Here is an 11,682-nt window from a genome sequence, read left to right on the forward strand (position 1 = left end):
GCGGTGTTCCAGCCACGTAATGTATTGGCTGACACACTGCCTTCGCGAGCAAGCCCGCTCCCACACAAGCCCGCTCCCACATTTAGCCTGCATTCATCCAGGGAATGCGGGTTATGGCTTGACCAGTCGCGCATCCAGGCTGTTCTGCGCCAGGCGTTTGGCCTGGTCCTGGGTCATGCCCAGCGAGGTGTGCAGCGCGTGGAAGTTCTCGGTGACATAACCGCCGAAGTACGCCGGGTCATCCGAGTTCACGGTGACCTTCACGCCACGCTCCAGCATGTCGAGGATGTTGTGCTGGGCCATGTCGTCGAACACACACAGCTTGGTGTTGGACAGCGGGCACACGGTCAACGGGATCTGCTCGTCGATGATGCGCTGCATCAGGCGCTCGTCTTCGATGGCGCGCACGCCGTGGTCGATACGCTGGATTTTCAGCAGGTCGAGGGCTTCCCAGATGTACTCGGGCGGGCCTTCTTCGCCGGCGTGGGCGACGGTGAGGAAGCCTTCGTGGCGGGCACGGTCGAACACACGCTGGAACTTGCTCGGCGGGTGACCCATTTCCGAGCTGTCCAGGCCCACGGCCACGAACGCGTCACGGAACGGCAGGGCCATGTCGAGGGTTTTCTCGGCTTCGGCTTCGCTCAGGTGGCGCAGGAAACTGAGGATCAAGCCGCTGGTGATGCCCAGTTGCTGCTCGCCATCCTTGAGTGCGGCGGCGATGCCGTTGAGCACCACTTCGAACGGGATGCCACGGTCGGTGTGGGTTTGCGGGTCGAAGAACGGTTCGGTGTGGATCACGTTCTGTGCTTTGCAGCGCAGCAGGTAGGCCCAGGTCAGGTCGTAGAAGTCCTGGGACGTGCGCAGCACATCGGCGCCCTTGTAGTACAGGTCGAGAAACTCTTGCAGGTTGTTGAAGGCGTAGGCCTTGCGCAGGGTTTCGACGTCGTTCCACGGCAGCGCAATCTTGTTGCGCTCGGCCAGGGCAAACAGCAGCTCAGGCTCCAGCGAACCCTCCAGGTGCAGGTGCAGTTCAGCCTTGGGCAGGGCGTTGAGCCAATCGTACATTTTCTAAATTCTCATCAGGTGCAATGGCGGCATTCTACAGGCCATGGCTGAAATAATTGGCAAAACCTGACCAGCAGGATTGTTTTTGTTGCATTCGCGCAAGGGCCGCGTGAACTAAGGTGTAACGAAACGTTAGCAGCGTGCCGTAGTCTGTACCCCATCAATGATTGATTTGCCGTACAAAAAGGCCCGGAATGCTCACATCCCTCAAGCAAGAAAAATTCATGTTGCTGGCGCTGCTTGCCGCCATCGCCGCCTACCCCTTGGAGCACTGGATGCTCAACAGCGGCCAGGGTGTGGCGCTGCTCGGCGGGGTGGTGCTGATCGCGTTTATCGTGATCGCCTCGATGCGCGTGGCGCACCACGCCGAACAGCTCGCGGAAAAGGTCGGCGACCCCTACGGCACCATGATCCTGACCCTCGCCGCCGTGCTGGTGGAAGTGGTGATCCTGGCGATCATGATGAGTAACGAGCCGTCGCCGACCCTGGTGCGCGACACCATCTATTCCGCCGTGATGCTCGATATCAACGGCATCCTCGGCCTGGCCGCGCTGATGGGCGGCATCAAGCATGGCGAACAGTCCTACAACGACGACTCGGCGCGCAGCTACAGCGTGATGATCCTCACCGCCATGGGCGTGTCGATGGTGGTGCCGGAATTTATCCCCGAGGCCGACTGGAAAATTTACTCGGCCTTCACCATTGGCGCGATGGTGGTGCTCTACACCCTGTTTCTGCGCATGCAGGTGGGGCCGCACAGTTATTTCTTCAGCTACAACTACCCGGAGAAACGCGGCAAGAAACCGTCGGAAGAAGCGCCGTCGATCAACCTGGCGTTTTCCATCGGCACCTTGGTGTTTGGCGTGATTGTGATTGGTGCGTTGGCCGAGGTGATGTCGAAAACCCTGGACCTGGGCCTGGAAGGCACGGGCGCGCCGCCAGTGATTACGGCGATTGTGGTGGCGGCGATTTCGGCGGCGCCGGAGATCTTGACGGCGTTGCGCGCGGCCTTGGCCAACCGTATGCAGTCGGTGGTCAACATCGCGTTGGGGGCCTCCCTGTCGACGGTGATCCTGACAGTGCCGGTGATGGAGGCTATGGCGCTCTACACCGGGCAGCCGTTCCAGATGGCGATGACGCCGGTGCAGACGGTGATGGTGTTTATCACGCTGATTGTCAGTGCGATCAACCTCAACGACGGTGAGACCAATGCCATTGAGGGGATGACGCATTTTGTGTTGTTTGCGACGTTTATCATGTTGTCGCTGTTGGGCCTTTAGTCGGATTTACTGACCTCTGCAGGGGCAAATGTGGGAGCGGGCTTGCTCGCGAATGCGGTGGATCAGTCAACTAATGTACCGACTGACACGCCGCTTTCGCGAGCAAGCCCGCTCCCACATTTTGATCGGCGTCTGGATCAGGTTCCGGCGATGAGCTGGCGAGCAGCCTGGCTGTGATCGGCGATCAAGCCTTTCAAGTCCAAGCCTTCCACTTGACCATCAATCACCCGCCACTTACCCGCCACCATCACCCGGTCCGCCCGGTCGGCGCCGCACAACAGCAGCGCCGAAATCGGGTCATGGCTGCCGGAGAAGCGCAGCTCATCGAGCTTGAACAACGCCAGGTCGGCCTGTTTGCCTACGGCCAGTTCGCCAATGTCCGTACGCCCCAGCAACTGCGCCGAACCTTTGGTCGCCCAGCCCAGCACGCCTTCAGGGGTGATCTTTTCCGCACCGTAACGCAGGCGCTGGATATACAGGGCCTGGCGCGCTTCGAGGATCATGTTGGACGCATCGTTGGAGGCCGAGCCGTCCACGCCCAGGCCGATCGGCGCACCGGCGGCGAGCAGGTCGAGGGTCGGGCAGATGCCGGACGCCAGGCGCATGTTCGAGCTTGGGCAATGGCAGATGCCGGTGCCGGCGGCGCCGAGGCGTTCGATTTCATCCGGGTTGAAGTGAATGCCGTGGGCCAGCCAGGTGCGCGGGCCGAGCCAGCCGACGCTGTCGAGGTAGTCCACGGTGCGCAGGCCAAAACGTTGTAGGCAGAAGTCTTCTTCGTCGAGGGTTTCCGCCAGATGCGTATGTAGACGCACATCGAGGCTGTCAGCCAATGCGGCGCTGGCGCGCATGATTTCCGGGGTGACGGAAAACGGCGAGCACGGCGCCAGGGCGATCTGGATTTGCGCGCCGTCGTCGCGTTGGTGGTACTCGCGGATCAGGCGCTGGCTGTCATCGAGGATCACTTGGCCTTGTTGCACTGTTTGTTGCGGCGGCAGGCCGCCATCGGCTTCGCCCAAACTCATGGAGCCGCGGGTGAGCATGGCGCGCATGCCCAGTTCACGCACGCTTTGCACTTGCACGTCGATGGCGTTTTCCAGGCCGTCGGGGAACAGGTAGTGGTGGTCGGCGGCCGTGGTGCAGCCCGACAGCAGCAGTTCGGCCAGCGCAACCTTGGTGGCGAGGGCGAGTTTTTCCGGGGTGAGCCGGGCCCAGACCGGGTACAGGGTTTTCAGCCACGGGAACAATGGCTGGTTGACCACCGGCGCCCAGGCGCGGGTCAGGGTTTGATAGAAGTGGTGGTGGGTGTTTATCAGGCCCGGCAGGATCACATGTTCACGGGCATCGAAGGTTTGTGCGCAAGGCTGGGCGGGTGTTTGGCCCAAGGCCAGCACTTCGCTGATCGCACCGTCTTGCAGCACCAGGCCGCCACGGGCGTCGAGGCCATTGGCAGTGAAAATCGCGAGGGGGTTTTTTAACCAGATACGGGTCGCAGGCATTGGCCGGCTCCTCTGAATGATGGGTTCAGGTTTGCCAGCTCAGTGTTGCCCTGTCTGCTGATCCAGGGTCGCCGGTAAGGGCGAGGGGCTAGATTACGTGTAGTTCGTGGGCTCGTCCATCTGTAGGAAGTGTGTTCAATCAATGTGGGAGGGGGCTTGCCCCCGATAGCGGTGTGCCAGTCAACATATTCGTTACTGATACATCGCCATCGGGGGCAAGCCCCCTCCCACATTTTGGTTACCAGGCGATGGTGTCGCCTTTGTAGTCGATGAAGTGATGGCCGCCTTTTCCGGTGTAGGCATTTACCTGATCCACCAGGCCGCGCACGCTGGTGTCGACGTCGATGTGGGCGTTTTCGCCACCCATGTCGGTCTTCACCCAGCCCGGGTGCAGCGACAGCACGGTGAGTTTGTGATCGCCCAGTTGGGTGACGAAGCTGTTGGTCATGGAATTGAGCGCGGCCTTGCTGGCCTTGTACAACGCGAGGTCGGAGCCGTCGGGGATGGTCACGCTGCCCAGTACCGAACTCATGAAGGCCAGCACGCCGCTGTCTTTGCGGATCTGCCCGACAAAGCGCTGGGCCAGGTTGATCGGTGCCACGGCATTGGTGAAGAACAGTTGGCCGACTTCCGCCAGGGTGGCGTGGCCAGGCTCCTGGTTCGCCGGGCCCTTGACGCCGGCGTTGACGAACAGCAGGTCAAAGGTGCGGTCCTTGAGGCGCTGGCTCAGGGCGAGCACGGCTTGCTGATCGTCCATGTCGAGTTTCTCGATCTGCACCGGGCCCACGGCTTTGAGGGCGTCGGCCTTGCTCGGATCGCGCACGGTGGCGGTCACGTCCCAGCCGTCCTGGAGCAGTTGCTTGACCAGGCCAAGGCCCAGGCCGCGCGAGGCGCCGATAATCAGTGCGGTTTTTGGCGTAGACATGAAAAGCTTCCTTTGGAGTCGCGGTTCAGGGAGTTCAGCGTTGGAGCAGGATACGCCCACGGCTAAGGTCGGCGAGTTGAATTTGCAGGGTATCGATATGGGCTTCGCCCACAGCGAGTTGTAGCTCGACGCCGTTGGCGGTGAAGGATTCGTCCACAACCAGGCCGCCCAATTCGGCGACGCGCAGTTTCACCAGGTTCAATTCCGAGAAACTGCAGGCGCAACTCAGCGGTACACGGCTGATGAGCTCGATGCGCTCGGCGTTTTGCAGGCACTTGTTCGCGCCGCCGCCATACGCGCGGGCGAGGCCACCGGTGCCCAGCTGGATGCCGCCGTACCAGCGGATGACCAGCACCGCGACCTGATCGAAACCCTGTGCTTCGATAGCGGCCAGGATCGGTCGGCCAGCGGTGCCACCGGGTTCGCCATCGTCATTGCTGCGGTATTGATCGGCGAGTTTCCACGCCCAGCAGTTGTGCGTGGCGTTCAAGTCGCTGTGTTGCGCGAAAAACGCCTGGGCGTCCTGCGGGCTGGTGATCGGCGCGGCGAGGGTGATAAAGCGGCTTTTGCGGATTTCTTCATGAAACTCGCAAAGGCCGGTGAGGGTGAAAGGCATAAGTCGCTTCGTTTATAGGGCGGGCTTGACGCCGCAGCCTTTGAGAATGATGTGGATCAGGTTGGTGCCGGCGTCTTCCATGTCCTGCTTGGTCAGCTTGGTGCGACCGGTGACGCGGCAGATCTGCGTGGCAAAGTCGGCGTAGTGCTGGGTGCTGCCCCACAGCAGGAAGATCAGGTGCACGGGGTCGATGGGGTCCATCTTGCCTGCGTCGATCCAGGCCTGGAACACGGCGGCGCGGCCACTGAACCAGGCGCGGTAGTCCTGGCTGAAATATTCGGTGAGGCATTCGCCACCGCTGATGATCTCCATGGCGAAGATCCGCGAGGCCTGGGGTTGGCGCCGCGAGAACTCCATCTTGGTGCGGATGTAGCGGCTCAGGGCCACGGCGGGGTCATCCTCGGCGGTCAGCGTGTTGAAGGTGCTGTCCCACAGTTCGAGGATATTGCTGAGCACCGCGATGTACAGGCCCAGCTTGTTGGTGAAGTAGTAATGCAAGTTGGCCTTGGGCAGCCCGGCACTGGCAGCGATGGTGTTCATGCTGGTGCCTTTGTAGCCATGGCGCGCGAATTCGTCTTCAGCTGCCTGCAGAATTGCTTGTTCGTTCTTTTGCCGAATGCGGCTGGCGGGTTTTCCGGCGGGGTTGCTGTGGGCAGGAACTTCGAGGCTCATGGAGGTTTCCGTGCAGATCGAGAGAGACGACGTGTGCACAGATAACCCACCCTCAAGCCTCAGACAAGTCCTGATGCAATAAAACCGTCAGAGCGATTCCACGGTGTCGCTTTCCGGCGCGTGGTTTGCGGCAAGGTTGCCGGCCTTGGTTTCTGGTAATAACAGGCACAACACAATGGCCGTCAGGCCGCCGCTGGTGATGGCCGAGTCGAACAGGTTTTGCACCAGGGTCGGCATCAAATGCAGCAGGTTCGGTTGGGCGGCGATACCCAGGCCGACGCCGAACGAGGTGGCGATAATCAGCATGCTGCGCCGGTCCAGCGGCGCCTGGGCGAGGATGCGCACGCCGGCGGCGGCCACGCTGCCAAACATCACCAGGGTGGCGCCGCCCAATACCGGCTTGGGGATTTGCTGGAGCACTGCACCGATCAGCGGAAACAAGCCGAGGCAAAACAGCACCACGCCGATGTACAAGCCGACGTAACGGCTGGCCACGCCGGTAAGTTGGATCACGCCGTTGTTCTGGGCGAAGGTGGTGTTGGGGAAGGCGCTGAAGGTGGCGGCGATCATGCAGCTGACGCCATCACCAAGGACGCCGCCCTTGAGCCGGCTTATATAAGAAGGGCCGCTGATGGGCTGGCGGGCGATCATGCAGTTGGCGGTGAGGTCGCCGACGGTTTCGATGCTGCTTATCAGGTAAATCAGCGCGATGGGTAGGAAAGCGCTCCAGTCGAAGTTGAAGCCAAAGCGGAATGGGATCGGCAGGCTGACCAGGGGTAGGTCGGGCAAGGCTTGGGGCACGAGTTTGCCGCTGAACCAGGCGGCGAGGCTGCCGAGGGCGAGGCCGATGATGATGGCCGAGAGTCGCACCCATGGCGTGTTGGAGCGGTTGAGCAGGATGATCGTCAACACCACGAACACGCCCAGTGCCAGGTTGGTGGGGGCGCCGAAGTCGGCGGCGTTGAAACCGCCGCCCAGGTCGGTGATGCCGACCTTTATCAGGCTGATACCGATCAGGGTAATCACAATGCCAGTCACCAACGGCGTAATCACTCGGCGCAGTTGGCCGATGAAGCGGCTCAGCACGATCTGCACCACCGCGCCGAAAAAGCATACGCCGAAGATCATCGCCATGATGTCTTCCGGGCTGCCGCCGCGTTGTTTCACCAAAAAGCCCGCCGACAGCACCGCACCGAGAAACGCAAAACTGGTGCCTTGCAGGCAGATCATCCCCGCGCCTATGCCAAACGGCCGACGTGCCTGGATGAAAGTGCCGACGCCGGAGACCATCAACGCCATGCTAATCAGGTAGGGCAAATGCGCGGTCAGGCCCAGGGTGGAGCCGATGATGAGCGGCGGGGTAATGATGCCGACGAACGCGGCCAGCACATGTTGCAGTGCGGCAAGGAAGGCCGGTGCGGGTTTTGGGCGGTCGTTGAGGCCGTAGATCAGGTCGCTGCTGGAGGATTCTGGTGGCATGGCGGGCAAGCTCAGGGTCTATGTCCTCTGGTTCTTGCAAAAAACTGTCCAACTGCTCAGCTTTTCATTTGTGCCCGAGTTAACGCGTGGCCGCCAGGCTTTCCAGGAAGCTTTCCAGCACCAAATGAGGGCGGCGGCCTTTGCGCGTGACCGATGCCAGGCTTAAATCGTAAAAACGTGTAGCCGGTTTCAGCGCGCGCAGTCGGCCTTGTTGCACCCACAGGCTGGCGTAGTGATCGGGCAGGTAGCCGATGTAGCGGCCGGTGAGGATCAGGAAAGCCATGCCTTCGCGGTCCGAGGCGCTGGCGGTGCAGTTGAGTGCCTGGTAGTGGGCCTGGATATCGGCGGGCAGGCGGAAGGTGGGGGCGATGGCGTCCTGGCTGTCGATGCGGGCGTCGTCCAGTTGTTTGTTGTCCGCGTAGAACAGTGGGTGGCCGACGGCGCAATAGAGCAGCGAGCGTTCGCTGTATAGCGGCTGGTATTCGAGCCCGGACAGGGCACTGGCCTGGGGCACCACGCCGACGTGCAGGCGGCCGTCGAGTACGCCCTGCTCGACTTCGTTGGGGGCGATCATGCGGATCTGGATCTGCACGTCCGGGCCGCGTTCCTTCAACTGCGCCAGGGCGTGGGTGATGCGCATATGGGGCAGGGTGACGAGGTTGTCGGTGAGGCCGATGATTAACTCGCCGCGCAGATGCTGGTGCAGGCCGTTGACCTCGGTGCGGAAACTTTCCAGGGCGCTTAAGAGTTGCAGCGCCGATTGGTAGACCTCGCGGCCTTCTTCGGTCAGGGAGAAACCGGCGCGGCCGCGTTGGCACAGTCTTAATCCGAGGCGTTGCTCAAGGTCGCTCATTTGCTGGCTGATGGCGGAGCGGCCGATGCCGAGCACGGTCTCTGCCGCCGAGAAGCCGCCGCATTCCACCACGCTGCGAAAGATGCGCAACAGGCGGATATCGAAGTCGCTGACTTGGGCCAGGGGATCGGGGCGACGGCTGCTCATAGTTTAGTGAAGCCCTGACTGAAGGTTAGAAGAGTTGAATTTCACCGACTTTATCGCCGTGGCAATTTAGCTGCAACAACGCTTTTCAATCCCGACGCTGCCTTTTGCCCTGCGAGGTTTTGCTGATGAACATGCCCGAAAACGCCCCATCGTCCCTGGCCAGCCAATTGAAGCTGGACGCGCACTGGATGCCGTACACCGCCAACCGTAACTTCCAGCGTGATCCGCGCTTGATCGTGGGTGCGGAAGGTAGCTGGTTGATCGATGACAAGGGGCGCAAGGTCTACGACTCGTTGTCAGGCCTGTGGACCTGCGGCGCCGGGCATACGCGCAAGGAAATCCAGGAAGCGGTGGCCAAGCAACTGGGCACCTTGGACTACTCGCCGGGCTTCCAATACGGTCATCCGTTGTCCTTCCAGCTGGCAGAAAAGATTACCGACCTGACCCCGGGCAACCTGAACCACGTGTTCTTCACTGACTCCGGCTCCGAGTGCGCGGATACCGCGGTGAAGATGGTGCGTGGGTACTGGCGCCTGAAGGGCCAGGCGACCAAGACCAAGATGATCGGCCGTGCACGTGGTTATCACGGCGTGAACATCGCCGGTACCAGCTTGGGCGGTGTGAACGGCAACCGTAAGATTTTTGGTCAGGCGATGATGGATGTTGACCATCTGCCGCACACCTTGCTGGCGAGCAATGCCTTCTCCCGTGGCATGCCGGAGCTGGGTGGCATTGCGCTGGCCGATGAGTTGCTCAAGCTGATCGAGTTGCACGATGCGTCGAACATCGCCGCGGTGTTCGTCGAGCCGATGGCAGGTTCCGCGGGTGTGCTGGTGCCGCCACAGGGTTATCTCAAGCGTCTGCGTGAGATCTGCGACCAACACAACATCCTGCTGGTGTTCGATGAAGTGATTACCGGTTTCGGCCGCACCGGCTCGATGTTTGGCGCCGACAGCTTCGGCGTGACGCCGGACCTGATGTGCATTGCCAAGCAAGTCACCAACGGCGCGATCCCGATGGGCGCGGTGATTGCCAGTAGCGAGATTTATCAGACGTTCATGAACCAAGCGACGCCGGAGTATGCGGTGGAATTCCCACACGGCTACACCTACTCGGCTCACCCGGTGGCCTGCGCTGCCGGCCTGGCGGCGTTGGACCTGCTGCAGAAGGAAAACCTGGTGCAGAGCGTAGCCGAAGTCGCGCCGCACTTTGAGAATGCGCTGCACGGGTTGAAGGGCAGCAAGAACGTGATCGACATCCGTAACTACGGCCTGGCCGGCGCGATCCAGATTGCCCCGCGTGACGGTGATGCCATCGTGCGGCCATTCGAGGCCGGCATGGCCTTGTGGAAAGCCGGTTTCTACGTGCGTTTTGGCGGTGACACCCTGCAGTTCGGGCCAACCTTCAACAGCAAGCCGCAGGACCTGGATCGCTTGTTCGATGCGGTCGGCGAAGTGCTGAACACGATCGACTGATTTCTCCTTCTATATAGAACAATTTTCCAGGAGCCCCGCATGAGCCTTATCCAGCACTTGATCAACGGTGAGTTGGTCAATGACAGCGGCCGTAGTGCCGACGTGTATAACCCGTCCACTGGCCAGGTGATCCACCAGGTGCCATTGGCCAGTCGTGAAACCATTCAACAGGCGATCGACTCGGCCAAGGCCGCATTCCCGGCTTGGCGCAATACGCCGCCGGCCAAGCGTGCCCAGGTGATGTTCCGCTTCAAGCAATTGCTGGAGCAGAACGAAGCGCGTATCTCGCAGTTAATCAGCGAAGAGCATGGCAAGACGCTGGAAGACGCGGCGGGTGAATTGAAGCGTGGGATCGAGAACGTCGAGTATGCGTGCTCGGCGCCGGAGATTCTGAAGGGCGAATACAGCCGTAACGTAGGACCGAACATTGATGCGTGGTCGGACTTCCAGCCGTTGGGCGTGGTGGCCGGTATTACGCCGTTCAACTTCCCAGCGATGGTGCCCCTGTGGATGTACCCGCTGGCGATCGTGTGCGGTAACTGTTTCATCCTGAAGCCTTCGGAGCGCGATCCCAGTTCGACGCTGCTGATTGCGCAACTGTTGCAGGAAGCCGGCCTGCCTAAAGGTGTGCTGAGCGTGGTGCATGGTGATAAAGGCGCGGTGGATGCGCTGATCGAGGCGCCGGAAGTGAAGGCGCTGAGTTTTGTGGGCTCGACGCCGATTGCCGAGTACATCTATTCCGAAGCGACCAAGCGCGGCAAACGCGTGCAGGCGCTGGGCGGAGCGAAGAACCATGCGGTGCTGATGCCGGATGCCGATCTGGATAACGCAGTCAGTGCCTTGATGGGCGCGGCGTACGGCTCGTGCGGTGAGCGTTGCATGGCGATCTCGGTGGCCGTGTGTGTGGGCGACCAGGTGGCCGATGCGTTAATCGCCAAGCTGGTGCCGCAGGTTAAGGCGCTGAAGATCGGCGCGGGTACGTCGTGCGGCCTGGATATGGGGCCGCTGGTGACGGGGCAGGCGCGGGACAAGGTCAGTGGCTATATAGAGGACGGTGTGTCTGCGGGTGCGAAGCTGGTGGTTGATGGCCGTGGTCTGAGTGTCGCCGGTCACGAAGAGGGTTTCTTCCTGGGTGGTAGCTTGTTTGACCATGTGACGCCTGAGATGCGTATCTATAAAGAAGAGATCTTTGGGCCAGTACTGTGCGTGGTTCGGGTGGATAGCCTGGAAGCGGCGATGCAACTGATCAACGATCATGAATATGGCAATGGCACCTGCATCTTTACACGTGACGGGGAAGCGGCGCGTCTGTTCTGTGACGAGATTGAAGTGGGGATGGTGGGGGTTAACGTTCCTTTGCCGGTGCCGGTGGCGTATCACAGCTTTGGTGGTTGGAAGCGTTCGCTGTTTGGCGACTTGCATGCGTATGGGCCGGATGGTGTGCGTTTCTATACCCGTCGCAAGGCGATTACCCAGCGTTGGCCGCAGCGAGCCAGCCATGAAGCGTCGCAGTTTGCTTTCCCGAGCCTGTAATGTCGGCTGAAAGCCGGCCCCTCGGGGCCGGCTTTCGCGGTTTTGGGGTGTTTCTGACTTATATGACAGAAATATGAAGAAAGGCATTGACGGCAGATTTCAGATGTCTATAATTCGCCCCACTTCCGGCGCAGTCGAAAC

10 protein-coding genes are annotated in these 11,682 nt (G+C 61.0%); 3 read left to right on the forward strand and 7 right to left on the reverse strand.

The genetic code is table 11. From position 1 onward, the window contains the following. Nucleotides 1-111 precede the first annotated feature (111 nt). Entirely contained in the window at nucleotides 112-1,065 is a 954-nt protein-coding gene (locus NUV89_RS22700) for an adenosine deaminase (protein ID WP_207043748.1), read from the reverse strand. Nucleotides 1,066-1,259: 194 nt separating this feature from the next. Between NUV89_RS22700 and NUV89_RS22705 the strand changes: the two genes are divergently transcribed. Continuing rightward, nucleotides 1,260-2,345, forward strand: coding sequence for a calcium:proton antiporter (locus NUV89_RS22705; protein ID WP_257783071.1), 1,086 nt, complete (start codon nucleotides 1,260-1,262; stop codon nucleotides 2,343-2,345). A gap of 137 nt (nucleotides 2,346-2,482) precedes the next feature. Here NUV89_RS22705 and NUV89_RS22710 read toward each other — a convergent pair whose 3' ends face one another. From NUV89_RS22710 to NUV89_RS22735, 6 genes are all read right to left on the reverse strand, one after another. Next, the gene (locus NUV89_RS22710) at nucleotides 2,483-3,841 is read right to left on the reverse strand and encodes an 8-oxoguanine deaminase (protein WP_257783072.1); all 1,359 of its coding nucleotides are present in this window, start codon (nucleotides 3,839-3,841) and stop codon (nucleotides 2,483-2,485) included. Nucleotides 3,842-4,079: 238 nt separating this feature from the next. After that, nucleotides 4,080-4,766 carry an SDR family oxidoreductase gene (locus NUV89_RS22715; RefSeq protein ID WP_257783073.1) on the reverse strand — a complete coding sequence of 229 codons (687 nt, stop codon included), beginning with the start codon at nucleotides 4,764-4,766 and terminating at the stop codon, nucleotides 4,080-4,082. A 34-nt stretch (nucleotides 4,767-4,800) separates the two neighbouring features. Beyond that, on the reverse strand, nucleotides 4,801-5,382 hold the full coding sequence (locus tag NUV89_RS22720; RefSeq protein WP_257783074.1) for a YigZ family protein: 582 nt from the start codon (nucleotides 5,380-5,382) through the stop codon (nucleotides 4,801-4,803). A 12-nt stretch (nucleotides 5,383-5,394) separates the two neighbouring features. Continuing rightward, nucleotides 5,395-6,054 carry a TetR/AcrR family transcriptional regulator gene (locus tag NUV89_RS22725; protein ID WP_257783075.1) on the reverse strand — a complete coding sequence of 220 codons (660 nt, stop codon included), beginning with the start codon at nucleotides 6,052-6,054 and terminating at the stop codon, nucleotides 5,395-5,397. A gap of 87 nt (nucleotides 6,055-6,141) precedes the next feature. Then, nucleotides 6,142-7,533, reverse strand: coding sequence for a uracil-xanthine permease family protein (locus NUV89_RS22730; protein WP_257783076.1), 1,392 nt, complete (start codon nucleotides 7,531-7,533; stop codon nucleotides 6,142-6,144). Nucleotides 7,534-7,612: 79 nt separating this feature from the next. Beyond that, nucleotides 7,613-8,533 carry a LysR family transcriptional regulator gene (locus tag NUV89_RS22735; protein ID WP_124528145.1) on the reverse strand — a complete coding sequence of 307 codons (921 nt, stop codon included), beginning with the start codon at nucleotides 8,531-8,533 and terminating at the stop codon, nucleotides 7,613-7,615. A 125-nt stretch (nucleotides 8,534-8,658) separates the two neighbouring features. Between NUV89_RS22735 and NUV89_RS22740 the strand changes: the two genes are divergently transcribed. Both NUV89_RS22740 and NUV89_RS22745 read left to right on the forward strand, forming a co-directional pair. After that, nucleotides 8,659-10,008 (forward strand): aspartate aminotransferase family protein, encoded by a 1,350-nt coding sequence (locus NUV89_RS22740; protein ID WP_257783077.1) that lies wholly within the window; start codon nucleotides 8,659-8,661, stop codon nucleotides 10,006-10,008. 39 nt (nucleotides 10,009-10,047) lie between these two features. Next, nucleotides 10,048-11,541 (forward strand): CoA-acylating methylmalonate-semialdehyde dehydrogenase, encoded by a 1,494-nt coding sequence (locus NUV89_RS22745; protein ID WP_106577755.1) that lies wholly within the window; start codon nucleotides 10,048-10,050, stop codon nucleotides 11,539-11,541. Nucleotides 11,542-11,682 lie beyond the last annotated feature (141 nt).

This window comes from Pseudomonas sp. 18.1.10, assembly GCF_024655625.1.
In the GTDB taxonomy this organism is placed as follows: domain Bacteria; phylum Pseudomonadota; class Gammaproteobacteria; order Pseudomonadales; family Pseudomonadaceae; genus Aquipseudomonas.